At 58.2% G+C, this 18331-nt stretch carries 19 protein-coding genes; 5 read left to right on the top strand and 14 right to left on the bottom strand.

Annotated elements, in window-relative coordinates; translation table 11 throughout:
• Window positions 1–5 precede the first annotated feature (5 nt).
• Both DD606_RS13380 and DD606_RS13375 read right to left on the bottom strand, forming a co-directional pair.
• Window positions 6–383: a DUF4440 domain-containing protein gene (locus DD606_RS13380; RefSeq protein ID WP_022651771.1), complete on the bottom strand. Its 378-nt coding sequence runs from the start codon at window positions 381–383 to the stop codon at window positions 6–8.
• Window positions 380–1582: an MFS transporter gene (locus tag DD606_RS13375; protein ID WP_039269081.1), complete on the bottom strand. Its 1203-nt coding sequence runs from the start codon at window positions 1580–1582 to the stop codon at window positions 380–382. Before DD606_RS13375 ends, DD606_RS13380 begins: the two co-directional genes overlap by 4 nt.
• 109 nt (window positions 1583–1691) lie before the next feature.
• On the opposite strand from DD606_RS13375, the gene DD606_RS13370 reads away from it, so the two are divergent.
• Entirely contained in the window at window positions 1692–2579 is an 888-nt protein-coding gene (locus DD606_RS13370) for a LysR family transcriptional regulator (protein WP_003862107.1), read from the top strand.
• Here DD606_RS13370 and DD606_RS13365 read toward each other — a convergent pair.
• A complete protein-coding gene (locus DD606_RS13365; RefSeq protein ID WP_022651767.1) occupies window positions 2576–2983 on the bottom strand; it encodes a MarR family winged helix-turn-helix transcriptional regulator in 408 nt (135 codons plus the stop codon). The two genes, DD606_RS13370 and DD606_RS13365, sit on opposite strands and share 4 nt — an antisense overlap.
• A 173-nt stretch (window positions 2984–3156) precedes the next feature.
• Between DD606_RS13365 and DD606_RS13360 the strand changes: the two genes are divergently transcribed.
• Genes DD606_RS13360 through DD606_RS13350 form a run of 3 tightly spaced genes read left to right on the top strand, consistent with a single transcriptional unit; the run spans window position 3157 to window position 5408 of the window.
• Window positions 3157–3759, top strand: a complete 603-nt coding sequence (locus DD606_RS13360) for a non-oxidative hydroxyarylic acid decarboxylases subunit B (RefSeq protein ID WP_003862111.1) — start codon at window positions 3157–3159, stop codon at window positions 3757–3759.
• Window positions 3749–5176, top strand: coding sequence for a non-oxidative hydroxyarylic acid decarboxylases subunit C (locus tag DD606_RS13355; protein WP_023314736.1), 1428 nt, complete (start codon window positions 3749–3751; stop codon window positions 5174–5176). The genes DD606_RS13360 and DD606_RS13355 overlap by 11 nt, the downstream gene beginning before the upstream one ends.
• Window positions 5177–5186: 10 nt before the next feature.
• A complete protein-coding gene (locus DD606_RS13350) occupies window positions 5187–5408 on the top strand; it encodes a non-oxidative hydroxyarylic acid decarboxylases subunit D (protein WP_003862116.1) in 222 nt (73 codons plus the stop codon).
• Window positions 5409–5498: 90 nt separating this feature from the next.
• On the opposite strand, the gene mutS is transcribed toward DD606_RS13350, so the two are convergent.
• Window positions 5499–8060 (bottom strand): DNA mismatch repair protein MutS, encoded by a 2562-nt coding sequence (gene mutS / locus DD606_RS13340; RefSeq protein ID WP_045331305.1) that lies wholly within the window; start codon window positions 8058–8060, stop codon window positions 5499–5501.
• 113 nt (window positions 8061–8173) lie between these two features.
• A complete protein-coding gene (locus DD606_RS13335; protein WP_003862120.1) occupies window positions 8174–8404 on the bottom strand; it encodes a SymE family type I addiction module toxin in 231 nt (76 codons plus the stop codon).
• A gap of 175 nt (window positions 8405–8579) precedes the next feature.
• Here DD606_RS13335 and DD606_RS13330 point away from each other — a divergent pair, with 175 nt between their 5' ends.
• Window positions 8580–8924 (top strand): nitrous oxide-stimulated promoter family protein, encoded by a 345-nt coding sequence (locus DD606_RS13330; protein ID WP_072199583.1) that lies wholly within the window; start codon window positions 8580–8582, stop codon window positions 8922–8924.
• A 5-nt stretch (window positions 8925–8929) separates the two neighbouring features.
• On the opposite strand, the gene DD606_RS13325 is transcribed toward DD606_RS13330, so the two are convergent.
• The 9 genes from DD606_RS13325 to hypB all read right to left on the bottom strand — a co-directional run.
• A complete protein-coding gene (locus DD606_RS13325) occupies window positions 8930–10150 on the bottom strand; it encodes an MFS transporter (protein ID WP_129258756.1) in 1221 nt (406 codons plus the stop codon).
• Window positions 10151–10165: 15 nt separating this feature from the next.
• Window positions 10166–10927, bottom strand: coding sequence for an ABC transporter ATP-binding protein (locus DD606_RS13320; protein ID WP_045335708.1), 762 nt, complete (start codon window positions 10925–10927; stop codon window positions 10166–10168).
• On the bottom strand, window positions 10927–11964 hold the full coding sequence (locus DD606_RS13315) for an iron ABC transporter permease (protein ID WP_072139562.1): 1038 nt from the start codon (window positions 11962–11964) through the stop codon (window positions 10927–10929). Before DD606_RS13315 ends, DD606_RS13320 begins: the two co-directional genes overlap by 1 nt.
• The gene (locus DD606_RS13310) at window positions 11964–12962 is read right to left on the bottom strand and encodes an ABC transporter substrate-binding protein (RefSeq protein WP_022651749.1); all 999 of its coding nucleotides are present in this window, start codon (window positions 12960–12962) and stop codon (window positions 11964–11966) included. Before DD606_RS13310 ends, DD606_RS13315 begins: the two co-directional genes overlap by 1 nt.
• Window positions 12963–13111: 149 nt before the next feature.
• Complete coding sequence (gene flhA, locus DD606_RS13305; RefSeq protein ID WP_022651748.1) at window positions 13112–15184, bottom strand: formate hydrogenlyase transcriptional activator FlhA; 2073 nt, start codon at window positions 15182–15184, stop codon at window positions 13112–13114.
• A 62-nt stretch (window positions 15185–15246) separates the two neighbouring features.
• A complete protein-coding gene (hypE, locus tag DD606_RS13300) occupies window positions 15247–16257 on the bottom strand; it encodes a hydrogenase expression/formation protein HypE (protein ID WP_058659899.1) in 1011 nt (336 codons plus the stop codon).
• On the bottom strand, window positions 16254–17375 hold the full coding sequence (hypD, locus tag DD606_RS13295) for a hydrogenase formation protein HypD (RefSeq protein ID WP_045331298.1): 1122 nt from the start codon (window positions 17373–17375) through the stop codon (window positions 16254–16256). Before hypD ends, hypE begins: the two co-directional genes overlap by 4 nt.
• Window positions 17376–17378: 3 nt before the next feature.
• On the bottom strand, window positions 17379–17651 hold the full coding sequence (locus DD606_RS13290) for a HypC/HybG/HupF family hydrogenase formation chaperone (protein WP_003862132.1): 273 nt from the start codon (window positions 17649–17651) through the stop codon (window positions 17379–17381).
• The coding region (gene hypB, locus DD606_RS13285; protein WP_129258754.1) for a hydrogenase nickel incorporation protein HypB at window positions 17642–18331 on the bottom strand (690 nt) is incomplete at its 5' end. The genes DD606_RS13290 and hypB, both read right to left, overlap by 10 nt.

Here is an 18331-nt window from a genome sequence, read left to right as displayed (position 1 = left end):
ATGCCTTACGGCTGCGCCGTTTCGTGCAGCAAACGCCAGGTGATGTTATCCCCTTCCTGATTAAGCACCGCGGTTGACCAGCGCACGTTGACGGGCTGGCCTGGCCGGGTTTGCGTCTCCCGGTAATGGAGCACCGCGCCGTTGTCCCATGTCTGAAGCGTTGTTAACGCGTCAATACCGATCCTGAGCCCGGGTCGGGTTCCCCGCTGCGCATATAAAAATTGGGCAAGCGCGTGATGATCTAACGGGTTGCCACTCGGTGGAACCATCAGAAAATCCGGACGGAAACGGGCGAGCAGGGCGTCCCGATTGCCTTCGCCTGCACCTAACCAGTTTTCAAGGGCGACGTGAATGTCGAGGATCTCTTGTTCGAAATGGGTCATGGTTGCTCCTGTTGCAGTTGCGCAAGTAACTGCGTGTTGTTAAGACGGTAGACGTACAGTACGGGCAGTAGAGTGATGACTGCGGCAAAAACAAACATCCCGTGCCAGGCGGCCAGCGGCGAGAGATAAGCCTGCATGAAGCTCAGCGCCTGCGCCAGCAGCAGAGCGCCCGCAAAAAAGCTCAACTGACGATTGAGATTCCATAGCGCGCTGGCATCGGGCATATCTTCCGGTCGCATCGTCAAAAACGCGCTGCTCTGAGCCGTACTGCTGCAAAGGCTTCCCCCCGCGCCCATCAGCGCAAACGCAACGGCAGGTAGCAGCATTGCCGGGCCGACGTTAACTAAAAGCAGAATGCCCGTCGCCTGCAAAAGGCAACCGATGACCACCAGCGGCCGGGGGCCGATACGGTTGAAATAGCGTCCTGTCGCGGTGATAGCCAAAAACGAAGCCACAGACCACGGCAGCATAAGCATGCCCGTTGCGGCGGGTGTCATATTGGCCTCGCTCTGGAGGTAATACATGCCCGTTACGTTCACGCCGATAAAAATGCCGGGTACGCACACATAGATAAGCATGGATAAGCGCAACAGCGGATCCGTCAGCAAAGACAGGTTTACTGTCCTGGTGGGGGTTATCGGCGACGGTTCTGTTTTAAGCCACGCGCAGGCCAAAGCAAAGGTGACAATGACGACGGGCAGGGTGGCAAAAAATATCCAGCGCCAGCTGAATGTTTGAACCAGCATACCGCCCACAGCCGGTGAGCACGCGGGGGCAAGCAGTGCGACCAGCATCACCGCCGAGGAGAGTCTGGCCCGCTCATGAGGCTTAAACTGTTGCCAGGTCAGCGCCTGACCAACCGGGATCAGTAAACCCCCTCCGGCGCCCTGCACGACTCGCCAGGCAATCAGACTTTCCAGCGAAGATGAGAGACCCGCCGCAACGGAGGCCGCGCTAAAGAGAAGCAGTGAGAGCAGGATAACGCGCTTCGGCCCGACGCGGCGCGTCAGGATACTGCTGAAAGGGATGACTAGCGTTAGCCCGGCAATGTATCCGTTACTTACCCAGGCAAGCGCGGAAGGTGTGGTATTGAAAGCGCGAGCCATCGCCGGAAAGGCGACGCTGGCAATAAACATGTTTATCAAATCAAGGAAAAAGCCGAGCAGAAAGACGACGGCGATTTTGCTGCGATACGTCATGGAAGTTCCTCCGGTGAGGTGGCGTATCGTATCGGCCCGCGCGTTACGGATAAACGCGACAAAGCACGATATACTGTCAACATTATTTTGACAGTTAACCAGGCAAGCGATGCTTAATTTACAGCGTACGGCGATGTTTATCGCCGTAGCGGACACCGGCAGTTTCACCGCCGCAGCGGAGGCGATGGGGCTGACAAAAGCGGTGGTCAGCTTTCATATTCGTCAGCTTGAAGAGGAGCTGGGCGTCACCCTGTTGCTGCGAACCACCCGACGCCTGACGCTGACCGAGGCGGGGAAGCTCTTTCATCAACGAAGCGTGATGCTGTTACGGGATGCAGAGCGATTGCAGGATGACGTTCGCGCCAACCACGCCGGGCTCACGGGAGAACTGCGGATCACCACCACGCCCGAATATGGCTCGCAGGTGGTGGTGCCTTTGCTGGCTGAATTTAGCCAGTTGCACCCGGACCTTCGCGTGCGGCATGTCTCGTCCTCTTTGCATGCCGATCTTATCGCCGAGCGCTTCGATGTCGCTATCCGGCTCGGCACGCTTGCAGATTCGCGCTACCACGCCGCGTTGATGACCTCCTTCACCATCCTGCCCGTGGCAACGCCAGGCTGGCTGGCAAACCATCCGGTTGACTCGCTGGAACAACTGGCGGAAGCGGACTGGATCATTCACGAGCGTTTAACGTCGCCGCTGCGCTGGCAGGTGAGAGGTGTTGATGGACATCCGGTTTCCTTTGAGATCAAGAAAGCGCCGCGCCTGTATGCAGACAGCGCCCAGGCGCTGATGGCTTTTGCCCTCGCGGGATGTGGAGTGGCGCTGCTGCCGGAGTGGCTGGTGCGTAACGCACTGGATGCGGGGGAACTGGTCTCGCTGTTACCGGCATACACGTTTGCTCAGCAGGGCATCTATGCCGTTTATCCCGATGCCCGGCATGTGCCCGCGAAAGTGCGAACATTTATTGATTTTATGCGCGTCAGGGTGACTTAACCCTGCATCATTTTTTTAATGAGCGCTGAAAATTGCTCTCGTTCCGCGCCGTTAAGGCGCCCCAGAAATGCCTCATCCACCTCATTTCCAATCGGTTTACTGCTCTCAAGCAGGGCCTCTCCTTCGGCAGTCAGAAAGACAAACCGACGGCGTTTGTCTGCCGGATCGTGCTCGCGCCTGACCAGGCCGCGTGCTTCCATGCGGCTCAGCATTTCTGCCAGCGTCGCTTTGGTGCTCACCGCGACTTCAGTCAGGGCAACCTGCTCAATACCAGGATTTTCAGCAATTGACCGCATCACCGCATATTGTGGCTTGGTCAGTTCAGGCAATGCGTGCTGCCACTGGGCGGTATGCTGTTGAAAAAGCTGACGTAGCAGGTGGAAAGCTTCTTGTCTTAACTCCATGGACACTCCGACGGAAAAATACTCCCTCTATGATAGCCGCTCTTGGGCTGAATTTTAACGCGAGAGTTTTTTAGCGATTAGTGTGATCGTATGCGAACGATCTTGTCAGCAGCAGGATCAAGGCGTAGTTTAATTAATATGTTCGTATACGAACAAATTAATTGAGGTGCTGAATGAGATTGATTGTGGGAATGACGGGCGCGACGGGTGCGCCATTAGGCGTGGCGTTGTTACAGGCGCTGCGGGAAATGCCGGAGGTGGAAACGCACCTGGTGATGTCGAAGTGGGCAAAAACCACCATTGAGCTGGAAACGCCCTTCACTGCGCATGACGTTGCTGCACTGGCGGATGTCGTCCATAGCCCGGCCGATCAGGCTGCCACCATCTCCTCCGGCTCGTTTCGCACCGACGGCATGATCGTCATCCCGTGCAGCATGAAAACGCTGGCGGGTATCCGCGCGGGCTACGCCGAAGGGCTGGTAGGGCGTGCGGCAGACGTAGTGTTGAAAGAGGGGCGCAAGCTGGTGCTGGTTCCCCGTGAGACGCCGCTCAGCACCATCCATCTCGAGAACATGCTTGCTCTTTCCCGTATGGGCGTGGCGATGGTGCCGCCTATGCCTGCGTACTACAACCACCCGCAAACCGCCGATGACATTACCCAGCATATCGTGACCCGTGTTCTCGACCAGTTTGGTCTGGAGCATAAAAAAGCCCGACGCTGGGAAGGTTTGCAGGCAGCGAAACATTTTTCACAGGAGAATAAAGATGGCATTTGATGATTTGAGAAGCTTCTTGCAGGCGCTCGATGAGCAAGGGCAACTGCTGAAAATTGAGGAAGAGGTAAACGCTGAGCCGGATTTAGCGGCGGCCGCCAACGCTACCGGACGCATCGGTGACGGTGCGCCTGCGCTGTGGTTCGATAATATTCGCGGCTTCACCGATGCCCGTGTGGTGATGAACACTATCGGCTCGTGGCAAAACCATGCTATTTCGATGGGGCTGCCAGCGAATACCCCGGTGAAAAAACAGATCGACGAGTTTATTCGTCGCTGGGACAAATTCCCCGTCTCGCCAGAGCGTCGTGCAAATCCGGCCTGGGCGCAGAACACGGTGGACGGGGAAGACATCAACCTGTTCGACATTCTGCCGCTGTTCCGCCTGAACGACGGTGACGGAGGCTTTTATCTCGATAAAGCGTGCGTTGTCTCCCGCGATCCGCTCGACCCCGATCACTTCGGCAAACAGAACGTCGGGATCTACCGTATGGAAGTGAAGGGCAAGCGTAAGCTCGGCCTGCAACCGGTGCCGATGCATGATATCGCGCTGCATCTGCATAAGGCAGAAGAGCGCGGCGAAGACCTGCCTATTGCCATTACGCTGGGTAACGATCCGATCATCACCCTGATGGGCGCCACGCCGCTGAAATACGATCAATCCGAGTATGAGATGGCCGGTGCGCTACGCGAAAGCCCGTATCCGATTGCGACGGCTCCGCTGACCGGTTTCGATGTGCCGTGGGGGTCGGAAGTGATCCTCGAAGGGGTGATTGAAGGCCGGAAACGTGAAATTGAAGGGCCATTCGGTGAGTTTACTGGACACTACTCCGGCGGGCGCAACATGACGGTCGTACGCATTGATAAAGTCTCTTACCGCACCAAACCCATTTTCGAATCCCTTTACCTCGGCATGCCGTGGACCGAGATTGATTATCTGATGGGGCCCGCCACCTGCGTACCGCTCTATCAGCAACTAAAGTCGGAATTCCCGGAAGTGCAGGCGGTAAACGCCATGTACACCCACGGTCTGCTGGCGATTATCTCCACTAAAAAGCGTTACGGCGGTTTTGCCCGTGCGGTCGGCCTCCGCGCCATGACCACGCCACACGGTCTGGGTTACGTGAAAATGGTGATTATGGTGGATGAAGACGTCGATCCGTTTAACCTGCCGCAGGTGATGTGGGCGCTGTCATCAAAGGTCAATCCGGCAGGCGATCTGGTGCAGCTACCGAATATGTCTGTGCTCGAGCTTGACCCCGGCTCCAGCCCGGCGGGGATCACTGACAAGCTGATCATTGATGCCACCACCCCGGTTGCCCCGGACAACCGTGGTCACTACAGCCAGCCGGTACAGGATCTCCCTGAAACCAAAGCCTGGGCCGAAAAACTGACCGCGATGCTGGCGGCACGTCAATAAGGAGGAAAAAATGATTTGTCCACGTTGTGCCGATGAACATATTGAAGTGATGGCAACATCACCGGTGAAAGGTGTCTGGACGGTATATCAGTGTCAGCACTGTCTGTATACCTGGCGCGATACCGAACCGCTGCGCCGTACCAGCCGCGAGCATTACCCGGAAGCGTTCCGCATGACGCAGAAGGATATTGATGAAGCACCGCAGGTGCCGACGATCCCGCCGCTGCTGTAAAAAAAGCCCGGTGGCGCTACGCTTACCGGTCCTACGGGTTTTGTAGGCCGGGTAAGGCGAAGCCGCCACCCGGCAAAAGACCGCAGAAAACTAAACCAGACTCTTCAACCGATAAATCCACTCCAGCGCCTGACGCGGCGTCAGTGAATCCGGGTCGAGGTTCTCCAGCGCTTCTACCGCCGGAGAGGTCTCTTCCGGCACCGCCAGCAGTGACATCTGCGTACCATCTATCTGCGTAGCTGCCGCATTCGGTGACAAACTTTCCAGCTCACGCAATTTCTGACGCGCGCGCTTAATCACCTCTTTTGGCACGCCCGCCAGCGCGGCGACGGCCAGGCCATAGCTCTTGCTTGCCGCGCCGTCCTGCACCGTGTGCATAAAGGCGATGGTGTCGCCGTGCTCAAGCGCATCAAGGTGGACGTTAGCCACGCCTTCCATTTTCTCTGGCAGCTGTGTCAGTTCGAAATAGTGCGTTGCGAACAGCGTCAGCGCCTTGATTTTATTTGCCAGACTTTCCGCGCACGCCCAGGCCAGAGACAGGCCGTCATAGGTGGAGGTACCGCGTCCTACTTCGTCCATCAACACCAGACTGTTCTCTGTCGCGTTATGCAGAATGTTGGCGGTTTCGGTCATCTCGACCATAAAGGTAGAGCGACCGCTCGCCAGATCGTCCGCCGCACCCACACGGGTGAAGATACGGTCGATAGGGCCAATCTCAACCTTCTGCGCTGGAACGTAGCTGCCGATGTAGGCGAGCAGCGCGATAAGGGCTGTCTGGCGCATATAGGTACTTTTACCGCCCATGTTGGGGCCGGTAATGATCAGCATTCTTCGCTGCGGTGACAGGTTCAACGGGTTGGCAATAAACGGCTCGTTCAGCACCTGCTCAACCACCGGGTGGCGGCCTTCGGTAATGCGAATGCCGGGTTTGTCAGTAAAGGTCGGACAGGTGTAATTCAGCGTGTCGGCGCGCTCAGCCAGGTTTACCAGGACATCCAGCTCGGCCAGCGCAGCGGCGCTCAGTTGCAGGTCAGCCAGGTGCGGCATCAGGATGTCGAACAGCTCGTCATACAGCTGTTTCTCCAGCGCCAGCGCTTTACCTTTCGACGTGAGCACTTTGTCTTCGTACTCTTTCAGCTCGGGTATAATGTAGCGCTCGGCATTTTTCAGCGTCTGGCGGCGAACGTAGTGAATCGGGGCCAGGTGGCTCTGCCCACGGCTGATCTGGATATAGTAACCGTGTACCGCGTTGTAGCCGACTTTCAGGGTGTCGAGCCCCAGACGTTCACGCTCGCGGATTTCCAGCTTATCCAGATAATCCGTCGCGCCATCGGCCAGCGCACGCCATTCGTCCAGCTCTTCGTTGTAACCCGGAGCAATAACCCCGCCATCCCGCACCAGAACAGGCGGCGCATCAATGATGGCACGTTCCAGCAGTTCGCGAAGCTCGGTAAATTCGCCCATGGTTTCGCGCAGCTTTTGCACTGGCGCGCTGTCGATCTCTCCCAGCTGAGCGCGCAGTTCCGGCAACTGCTGGAAAGCATGACGCATACGGGCGAGATCGCGTGGACGCGCGGTACGCAATGCCAGGCGCGCAAGGATACGCTCAAGGTCACCCACCTGACGCAGCACCGGCTGCAATTCGGTATAACGATCCTGCAATGCGGCAATGGTTTGCTGGCGGCCAGTCAGCGTTTCGGTATTGCGGATCGGCATATGCAGCCAGCGTTTGAGCATACGGCTGCCCATGGGGGTAACCGTGCTGTCAAGAACCGACGCCAGCGTATTTTCCATGCCGCCAGCGAGGTTCTGCGTGATCTCCAGGTTGCGGCGCGTGGCGGCATCCATGATGATGCTGTCCTGCTGACGCTCCATGGTGATGGAACGAATATGGGGCAGGGCGGTACGTTGCGTATCCTTAACGTACTGCAACAGGCAGCCTGCGGCACACAGCCCGCGCGGGGCGTTTTCCACGCCAAAGCCAATCAAATCGCGCGTGCCAAATTGCAGGTTCAACTGCTGGCGCGCGGTATCAATTTCGAACTCCCACAGTGGACGACGACGCAGGCCGCGGCGACCTTCAATCAGCGCCATCTCGGCGAAATCCTCTGCATAAAGCAGTTCTGCCGGATTAGTGCGCTGTAGTTCAGCCGCCATGGTTTCACGGTCAGCCGGTTCACTCAGGCGAAAACGACCGGAGCTGATATCCAGCGTGGCGTAGCCAAACCCTTTACCATCCTGCCAGATCGCCGCCAGCAGGTTATCCTGGCGCTCCTGAAGCAGGGCCTCATCGCTGATGGTTCCCGGCGTGACGATGCGTACGACCTTGCGCTCAACAGGGCCTTTCGATGTGGCCGGGTCACCAATTTGTTCGCAGATTGCGACAGACTCGCCCTGGTTCACCAGCTTCGCCAGATAGTTTTCAACCGCGTGATGCGGGATACCCGCCATCGGGATGGGCTCGCCTGCCGACGCGCCACGTTTCGTCAGGGAAATGTCGAGCAGCTGAGACGCACGTTTCGCATCATCATAAAAAAGCTCGTAAAAATCGCCCATACGGTAAAACAGCAAAATTTCCGGGTGCTGTGCCTTCAGCTTCAGGTACTGCTGCATCATTGGCGTATGCGCGTCGAAATTGTCGATTGTGCTCATGGAGTTATGATATCCATTTCTTTGAAAATATTACGCTTTGAGCGGCTCAATGGCCGATTGTTCCTTCTATTGTCGCATGAAAAAAAGGTGCGGCGCAGAAAAAAGTCACGACTTTACGAGGCATCTTCCGCCATTAATTCAATGATGATTTTTCCGTGCTCGACGCCCACCCGCACCTGCGAGTTGGTGGTAAATCCCGCTTGTTCAAGCCAGTCGCCTTTCAGGCTTAGAGCTGCGTGTACGCTGTACCGTTTTGGAATTTTCGTTTTACGGTCTTCATGACGTTTTCTGAAGTAACCCACTTTCAAGTGACGATAGGGTTTGGCGATCGCGATCTCTTGCATAAGCGCTCCGGTGAATGCGGTCAAAGGTGATTATTTATGCCTGTATAAAATACCAGTAAAACGCAGCGGGGGGCGGGGAAATTCTGGAAGGACGCTTCAGAAAACGGAATGCAATGACTGAAAATGTGCAGATAAAAGGGTATTATAAATGCACTTTATTGTTGGGGACGGCGTTATGTCCGGTAAACGTATTTCACGAGAAAAAAAGACGATCGCCAGAATGATCGCCCTGTACGAAAACAGGTGTCCGCACGCCATAAAAGAAGAGGGACACTATTCGGCGCTCAAGGCTTATGCTGATAAGCGGCTGGATAAATGCATCTTTGGTGAGGAAAAACCCGCCTGCAAACAGTGCCCGGTGCACTGCTATCAGCCCGCCAGACGTGAGGAGATGAAGCAGGTGATGCGCTGGGCGGGGCCACGAATGCTATGGCGTCATCCGATTCTGACTCTTCGCCACCTTATTGACGATCGCCGTCCGGTTCCGGAACTGCCTGAAAAGTATCGACCTAAAAAATAGGCGCTTCAGCGCCGCAGCGGGCGGCAAATCACGCTCAGCGCGACCGCGCTGCACAGTGGAAACACCGCCAGCAGCAGCCACGGGTAAATGGCCTCCGTCGAGGGCACCAGCGCCTTGTCCAGCAGGCTGCCTAAACCTAAATTCCCCACCAGCACCGCGATGCCGCCGGCGGTTGAGAGTGCGCCATAGTGCGCTCCAAGCGTTGACTCCTCGGCAAAGCGCGGGATCAAATCTTTAGCCGACGGCACCAGCAGCATTTGTCCGAGCGTCAGCAGCGTGACAAGGCTTGCAGAGGGCAGCAGGCGCAGCCAGCCCTCCGGCGGCTCCGTCGCGGCAAAGAGCGCCACGCTTGCAAACGAGGCGGAAAGCAGCAAAAAGCCCACCGGTAAGATCCGGACCGCGCCGACGTTTCGGGCGAAACGGGCAAGGGGCAGCTGCAGAACAATAATCAGCACCGAGGCCAGCATAAACAGCGGCCCCAGATCTTTTTCGTTCCCGCCGGCGCGTTGGATCTCCACCGGCAGCGCCAGATAGAGCTGGTTATAGCTTAACAGCCACGAACTGTAGGCGATGATAAAGGCGACGAAACGCGGCTGGCGGAACGTCGTCCACCAGGGCAGAATTTTCAGCGGCTTCGTGCTGCGGTGCGCCGCGGGCAGGCAGAAAAAGAGCACCACGAGCGCAACGATAAATATTCCCGCCCCCGCGAGCGCAACCTGGCGGAAACCCAGCCCCGTCAGCAGCGCACCCATCACCGGGCCAAGCACGGCGCCGAGTTCCCCACATACCGCAAACAGCGCAAACCACTCCGCGCGGCTGCGTTTACCCTTTGCCTCACTTTGCGTTCCCGCTTTTGCCAGCAGGGCCTCTATCGACGGTGAGAACAGCGCGCCGCCAACGCCCGTCAGACAGGCCCCCAGAATGATGGGCCACAGGGATTGCCCAAAGGCCAGCAGTAAATAACCCACCACGCGGACGATGCAGCCGCTGAGGATCACGCTCTTCGCGCCAAACCGGTCTGAAAGCGCGCCGCCAACAATAAACATCCCCTGCTGGGAGAAGGTGCGCAGCCCAAGCACCAGCCCAATCAGCCCGCCGGAGAGCAGCATATCGTCACGTAAGAAGATCGCCAGGAAGGGGACGACCGCGTAAAAGCCGATATTAAACACAAACTGGCTGCCCAGCAGAACGGGCGGCCAGAGGGTGTTGGCAGTGCGAAGAGGCATCGTTTTAACTCACCCCTACACGATAAAATGGATGTGTTTTTTGCCGTGGTACGGCGAGATCTCGATTCTGGTTTTCACCCTGAAGACGTCCCAGAGTAGTTCCTCGGATAAGATTTCCTGCGGCGTTCCGGTCGCCACAATCTGCCCTTGCTGCATCACAATCAGCGAATCGCAGAACATGGATGCGTGGTTAAGATCGTGAATGGCGACGATGCTGGTTACCGGCAGCTCACTGATAAGCTGCATGAGCTGCATCTGATGATGAATGTCCAGGTGGTTGGTCGGTTCATCCAGCAGAATTTCGGTTGGCGCTTGCGCCAGCGCGCGGGCGATATGCACTCGCTGACGCTCGCCGCCGGATAAGCTCAGCCAGCCCTGTTCGCTGCGATCCAGCATATCCACGCGTTGCAGGGCGGCAGTGACGGTTTCGTCATCCTGCGCGCTCCAGTTTGAGAAGGGCGAATGGTGCGGAATGCGCCCCAGCCTGACCACGTCACGCACGCGCATGTTGGCATCGGTCATCCCGTGCTGTTCAACAAACGCCACGCGCCGCGCCAGCTGCTTTTTGGCAATGCGGGCAATGTCCTGTCCGTCCAGCGTCACGCACCCGGCATCCGGGCGGCGCAGACCTGCCAGTATGCGCAACAGTGAGGATTTACCGCAGCCGTTAGGGCCAAGCAGGCCCACCGTTTCGCCCCGGGAAACCTTCAGCGAAACATGATTCACAATGATCTTTTTACCTACCTTCCAGGTGATTTTCTCGGCGCAGATGCTCATTACTTATTCCTTGAGCGGTAGATAATCACGGCGAAGAACGGTACGCCCACCAGTGCGGTAACGACGCCAACCGGCAGGCTTTGCGGAGCAATCAGCATCCGCGAGGCGATGTCGGCCAGCACCATCAGGATCGCCCCCGCCAGCGCGCTGGCTATCAGCAGCGTGCGGTGCAGCGGCCCGAACAGGAAACGCATAACGTGCGGCACGACCAGCCCGACAAAACCAATAGAGCCCGCCATGCTGACGATGGTCGCGGTGATCAGGGCGGTGGTGGTAAACAAGGCCAGGCGCACCCAGGGCACGGCAATGCCCAACGAGGCGGCGGCATCATCACCGAACGTAAAGGCGTCCAGCGCACGGGAATAATAAAGACAGACGGCCAGCCCCGCCAGTACCACTACCAGCGCCAGCTGGAATTCCGGCCAGCGTACGCCGCTAAAGCTGCCCAGCAGCCAGAACATCACGTCGCGCGCCTGTTGCGCGCTGGCAGAGGTGCTGATGGTATAGGCGGTAATGGCGTTAAACAGCTGAGAGGCCGCTACGCCCGCCAGGATCGTGCGTTCATTGCCGCCGCGCGCGCCGTTGGTCAGGAAGGCGACGAAGGCAAAGGCGGCGAAGGCTCCGGCAAACGCGCCCGCAGAAAGCGACACTGCGCCGGTGCCGAGACCCAATACGACGACTGACACCGCCCCGGTTGACGCTCCCGCCGACACGCCGAGCACGTAAGGTTCCGCCAGCGCATTCTTCAAAAGGCTCTGCAATACGCCCCCGCAGATGGCCAACCCGGCTCCGCAACAGGCCGCCACCAGCGCGCGGCTGAGGCGAAAGTCCCAGATGACGCTCTCGTAGATGCGGTTGAGCGGAACGTCAGTCAGCCCCAGCTTATTGCTGATGGCGTAGAACACGTTATTGAGCGGGATAGACAACTCACCGATGCTGACGCCAAGGGCGATCACCAGAAACAACAGCACGAAGGCGAGCAGGCATGACGTGGTCAGGAGCACCCCCTGCCGCATCTGAAGTACGGCGGTGGTCATCAGTTCAGTCCCAGTTTTCTGAGCTGTTCGCCGACCTGCTCAGCACCGTAAAGCGTGCGAATCGTCGGGTTCATGGCCTGGCCGTCCATCACCACAATATGACCCTTCTTCACCGCCTCCATCTGGCTGACGGCTGGATCGCTTTTCAGGAATTTGATTTTTTCTTCGGCGTTGTCCAGCGCCCAGCGGTTACGATCCAGGCTGGAGACCACAATCACGTCCGGATTAGCGGCAATAATACTTTCCCAGCCCACGGTCGGCCATTCGGTCTCAGAGGTAATGGCGTTATGGCCGCCCAGCACGTTAGCAATAAAGCCAGAGGCGCTGTTTTTGCCGCCGACATAGGCATCAGCCGAAGGTGAGGAGCTTGAGAACCAGAAAACAAAGGAGAGGTCTTTGTTGTTTTTGCCAAACTCCTGGCGCAGGTCGGCTTCACGTTTTTTGAAGTCGGCGATAACGGCCTGACCGCGCGCTTCCACGTTGAAAATCTTGGCGAAATCCTCAATCTCTTGATAAAGGTAGGTCATGTCCCACAGCGTCTGGCGGCTGCCGTACATGTCCCCTGCGGCTTTTTTGGTGGCGCACATGCCCGGAGATAAATAGCTGTTTACCCCAACGGTGGCCAGGTCTTCGCGTTTTGCGACCTTACTTTCCGGTCCGAGCAGCAGCGGCAGCTGTGCAGGAACAAAATCAGGGTTTTGCGCAAGAATGGATTCAAGTGTCGGAATTTCGACGGTCAGGGTTTTGATTTTTGCATTCTGCTCAGCCAGCTGCGGCAATACTTTGGTCGGCCAGAACGCGCTGGCTTTCACCTTATCTTCCAGACCCAGCAGAAGCAGGATCTCGACGGTATTCTGCCCCAGGGCCACAACGCGTTCCGGCGCTTTGGTGAAGGTTTCTTTATACCCGCAGTTTTCTATCGTGAGCGGGTACGTGGTAGCCAGAGCTGTACTCATTGATGCAACCGCCAGGCCTAACGCGCAGAGAACCTTTTTCATTAAACGCTACCTTCATTAAAATTATTTTGATGCAAATGAAACGCATTATTAAGGCGGAATTTTATACAGAGGAAAATATATTGTGTCAATGTGAGACAATTACGCAGAGTGATGAAAGGCGGCGCCATATACGGCGCCGGAATGACGGGTTAATTCAGGCTCTCTTTATCGATTCCCAGACGCTTCATGCGCGAGAGCAGGGTGGTACGCTTCAGCCCCAGCCGTTGCGCCGCGCCTTTCGGCCCGGCTACCACGCCGTTGGTCTCCTTCAGCACTCGCATAATGAGCTGATATTCATCCTCTCCATCCTTCGCAACCTCGGTTGCGGCCACGGTCGTTTCCGCAAGAGAAACCTCCGGCAGGGACAGCTGAAGCACGTTCCCGCGCGTCAGCAGCACCGCGCGCTCGATGACGTTTTCCAGCTCGCGCACGTTCCCCGGCCACTCCATCGCCGAGAGTGTGCGTAGCGTTTCGGCAGGAATACTGTCGATATTTCGCCCCATCCGGCGGGCAATCTTCGCGGTAAAGGCTTTCACCAGCAGCGGAATATCTTCCGGGCGCTCGCGCAGCGGCGGCAGGCAGATCGGGAACACGTTCAGGCGATAGTAGAGATCGCTTCTGAACTCACGGTCTGCGACCATTTTTTTCAGATCGCGGTTGGTGGCGGCAATCAGACGCACGTCGGTCTGGATCAGCTTGTTGCTGCCGAGGCGCTCAAACTCCTGCTCCTGCAGCACGCGCAGCAGCTTGGGCTGGAGCTCCAGCGGCATATCGCCCACTTCGTCGAGGAACAAAGAGCTTTTATCCGCCAGCTCAAAACGGCCCAGCCGCTGGCTGCTGGCGCCGGTAAAGGCACCGCGCTCGTGGCCGAACAGGTCGCTTTCCAGTAAGCCAGCAGGCATCGCCGCGCAGTTCATCTTCACCATCCGGCGGCTGTTGCGGTTGCTCAGGTTGTGGATCGCCCGGGCAATCAGCTCTTTCCCGGTACCGGTTTCACCGAGGATCAGCACCGTGCTGTCGCTTTGCGCCACCATCTCCACCTGCTTGAGCACGCTGTACATGGCATCGCTGCGCCCGATGATTTCGCCAAACTCGCTGTCCACGTTGTTGAGCTGCTCGGTCAGCGCCAGGTTTTCGTCCACCAGCCGCTCCTTCAGGCGGTGGATCTCCTGATAGGCGAGGGCGTTATCCAGCGCGATGGAGATGCGCTCGGCGATCTGGCGCAGCAGCTTCAGGTTGGCGGTGGTAAATACGGCTTCATCGCACTGCGCCAGTTTGAGCACGCCGAGCATGGTGTTGCCGGACATCAGCGGCAGCAGGCACAGGGTCTGGATCTTGTTGCCCCAGGTGTTGAAGAGCATCCGCTCGTAGGGGGCTACCGGATCCTGTTCATTGAGATTGAGCAGCAGGATCTCTTTGCTTTTAAATACCCGCTCGGACAGCGTTCCCGCTTCGTCCACTTCGCTCTGCTCGTGCGCCGGGTTAGCTTCATCAAGGTAGTGGGTGGAGTAGATGTTCAGCTTGCCTTTCCGGTTGCCGCGTAGCGCAATGCTGATGGCATCGATTTTAAAATAGTGATGGATCTCTTTTGATACTTCGCTGACCAGCTCATCCATGTCCAGGCGGGAGAGCACGGCGTTGGTGATGGCAACCAGAATGCGGAAGTTATCGCGCTCGCGGCTCAGCAGGTCGTAGTCCACGTTATTGGTGACGCGGCTTTGGATCTGCTCCGCGACAACGGCCACAATCTGGGTAAAGGTGTGCAGGCGTTCGTACTCCGCCTCGCTCCAGGGCTGGTCGGTATCGCGGATAAACTCGCAGCCGCCAAAAATTTGCCCTTCCACCGCCAGCGGCAGCATGCTGTAGTGGCCGAAAGGGTGGTAAAGGTTGCTCTCTGCCAGCTTCGGCCAGGCCTGGCGAAACTGGTCAAAATTGCAGTGCAGCGCTTCCGGGCGGGAGAGAATACGCCGCACCGGGCCGTGGGCAAGAAACGTTTCATCTTCATATTCGAAGATTTTGCCGTTATCACGCGTTGAGAAATAGCTCGCGCGGTGGGTTGCGCTATGCCAGAGCACAATGGCGGCGCTGTCCGCCAGCGCAGATTGCCTGACCAGCCGCGTCAGGGCATCGCTCAGTGCGCCGAGGTCGGGCTGTTGTAAAAGTGTGCGCGTGATGTCAAACAGGCCCTGCTGTCCAAGATCGCTCATCGGTGTATACGGCATTGTTGCTTTCCAATAGAAACTGGCAAAAAGAGAAATTCAGTGCTGACCGCTTTTGGCGCGGTCTAGCAAATTCGGGGTAACGGTTCAGCGTGCGGCAGATCCAGCGTACGCTTCACGCCGTAAAGCCCGGTCAGGCGCACCCCTTTGCGCTCAACCACGTCGCCGATGATGGCCGCGTCTTTCCCTAATGGATGCGCGCGCAGCTGTGCAAGTACGGCTTCCGCCGCCGTGCGTTCCACGCCGATCACCAGCTTGCCTTCGTTGGCAAAGTTAAGCGGGTCTAGCCCTAATAGCTCGCATAGCCCGCGCACGGCGCCTTTGACAGGCAGGCCGCGCTCGGTCAGCTCAATTCCGCAGCCGCTGCTTGCGGCAAATTCGTGCACCACGGCATTCACGCCGCCTCGCGTGGCGTCGCGCAAGGCTTTTACGCCCGGCATGTCGCGCAGCGTCTGGATCAGCGGCGTGAGTACCGCGCAGTCACTGCGCAGTTCCCCGTCCAGCCTCAGGCCTTCGCGCAGGTTCAGGATGGTTGCCCCGTGGCAGCCCAGCGTGCCGCTGACAATCAGCACGTCGCCTGCGCAAAGCTGTTGAGCGCCCCAGTGAATATCGGCGGGGATCGCCCCCATCCCGGCGGTGTTGATAAAAAGCTTATCCGCCGCGCCGCGCTGCACCACCTTGGTATCCCCGGTGACGATGGCGATCCCCGCCTCGCGGGCGGTGTGCGCCATGCTGTTGACCACCGCCGTGAGCGTTTCCATCGGTAACCCTTCTTCGAGGATAAACCCGCAGGAGAGGTAGCGGGGGATCGCCCCGCTGACGGCGACGTCGTTTGCCGTGCCGCAGACGGCGAGCTTGCCGATATCGCCGCCCGGGAAGAACAGCGGGTCAATCACGTAGCTGTCGGTAGAGAACGCCAGCCTGTCACCGTGTGCGGTGAGGGTTGAGAGCGCAATGCGCGCCTGATCTTCCTGCTCGGCGAGCCAGGGGTTGTCAAAGGCGTCCATAAACAGCCGGTTAATCAGCTGCTGCATCGCCTGTCCACCGCTTCCGTGCGCCATTTCCACCGTGTTCATGCTTCACACTCCTGGTTGCGATAGTGATACCACGCGGCGCATGCCCCTTCTGAAGAGACCATCAGCGCGCCAAACGCGGTTTGCGGGTTACAGGCGTTGCCAAATAACGGGCAGTGATGAGGTTTGCATTTTCCGGTGAGTACGTCGCCACAGCGGGCGCGGGGATCGTCGCACACCTGCTGCGGCTGCGGTCGGAAATGCGCTTCGGCGTCGAAGGCGCGATACGCGGGCGTCAGGTGTACGCCGGATTCGGCAATCAGCCCCAGTCCGCGCCACTCGCTGTCGCCTTCGACGCTAAACACGTCGGCTATGGCCTGCTGTGCCCGTCTGTTACCTGCATCGGGCACCACGCGGCGATACTGATTTTCCACCGCACTCAGGGCCGCTATTTTCTGCTCAACCAGCATGGTCACGCCTTGCAGTAGATCAAGTGGCTCGAAACCAGCCACCACTAACGGACGATTGTACTGTTCAGCGATAAAACCGTAGGCTTCTGTGCCGATCACCATGCTGACGTGGCCCGGCGCCAGAAACGCGTCGATACCGTTATCCGGCGCTTCCAGCAGGCTGCGCAGCGTGGGAATAAGCGTGATGTGCTGGCAGAAAAAGTAAAAGTTAGTGACGTTGCGGGCTTTCGCCTGCTGGAGGGTAATGGCGGTGGCGGGCATGGTGGTTTCAAAACCCAGCCCGAAAAAGACGACCTTACGCTCAGGATTAGCCATCGCCAGCGTCAGGGCATCCATCGGTGAGTAGACGATCCGCACGTCCGCGCCGCGCGCCTTCGCCTGGAGCAGCGAGCCATTTTTTCCCGGTACACGCATGGCATCGCCAAAGGTGCAAAAAATCACACCGGGGCGGCTGGCGATGTCGAGACAGCTGTCGATGCGCCCCATCGGCAGCACGCACACCGGGCAGCCGGGGCCGTGGATAAATTCGATGTTCTCCGGCAGCAGCTGGTCGAGGCCAAATTTAAAGATGGCGTGGGTGTGTCCGCCGCACACCTCCATGATCCGCAGCGGTTTTTCTTTCGTGTAGTCCAGCAGCGACGCGCGGGACTTCAGGCGATCGATAAGCTGCAACACCTGCTCAGGCGCGCGATATTCATCAACGTAACGCATGTGTTATCGTTCCTCCCCATACAGCAGGGCGCCCACGTCCGGCTCGACGTCAAACATATTCTGTAGCGCGTCCAGCGTGTCGCGGGCTTCTTCCTCATTAATCACGCTCATGGCAAAACCTACGTGGACCAGCACCCACTGGCCGAGACGCGATGCGCCGGTCTCATCGTGGCTGCCTACCAGCGTCAGGTCGACATCGCGCAGGATGCCGCAGACCTCCACTTTGGCCTGATTGCCGTCGATGGAATGAATTTGTCCGGGGACGCCTATGCACATCGTTCGTTCTCCAGCCAGTTCAGCCAGGCGTCCATCCCGTCGCCGCGCGTGGCGGAAACCAGCAGGATCTCAATGTCCGGGTTCACTTCGCGGGCGTAAGCCAGGCACTTATCTACGTCGAAATTCAGGTACGGCAGCAGGTCGACTTTGTTCAGCAGCATGAGGGAGGCGGCGGCAAACATATGCGGATATTTCAGCGGCTTGTCTTCCCCTTCGGTCACGGAGAGTACCGCCACTTTATGCCGCTCGCCGAGGTCGAAGCTTGCCGGGCAGACCAGGTTGCCGACGTTTTCAATGAACAGGATGCCGTTGTTCGCCAGCGGCAGGCGCGGGGCGGCGTCGGCAATCATCTGCGCGTCCAGATGGCACCCTTTCCCGGTGTTGACCTGAATCGCAGGCGTACCGGTTTCGCGGATGCGCGCGGCGTCGTTTACCGTTTGCTGGTCACCTTCGATAACGGCGCAGGAGACACGTTTATTCAGCCGTTTGAGGGTTTCGGTCAGCAGCGTGGTTTTACCGGAGCCGGGGCTGGAGACCAGGTTCAGCACCAGCTGTTCGCGCGCGGCAAAGCGGGCGCGATTGCGGACGGCGAGCTGGTTGTTTTTATCCAGCACGTTAATCTCCACCTCCAGCATCTGGCGCTGGCTGATGCCCGGCGCGTGGGTGCCCGCTTCGCCGCG

It is taken from the genome of Enterobacter cloacae complex sp. GF14B, assembly GCF_004136805.1.
In the GTDB taxonomy this organism is placed as follows: Bacteria; Pseudomonadota; Gammaproteobacteria; order Enterobacterales; family Enterobacteriaceae; genus Enterobacter; species Enterobacter hormaechei_C.
Note: the sequence above shows the minus strand (reverse complement) of the source record. Positions and strands in the feature narration are given on the sequence as shown.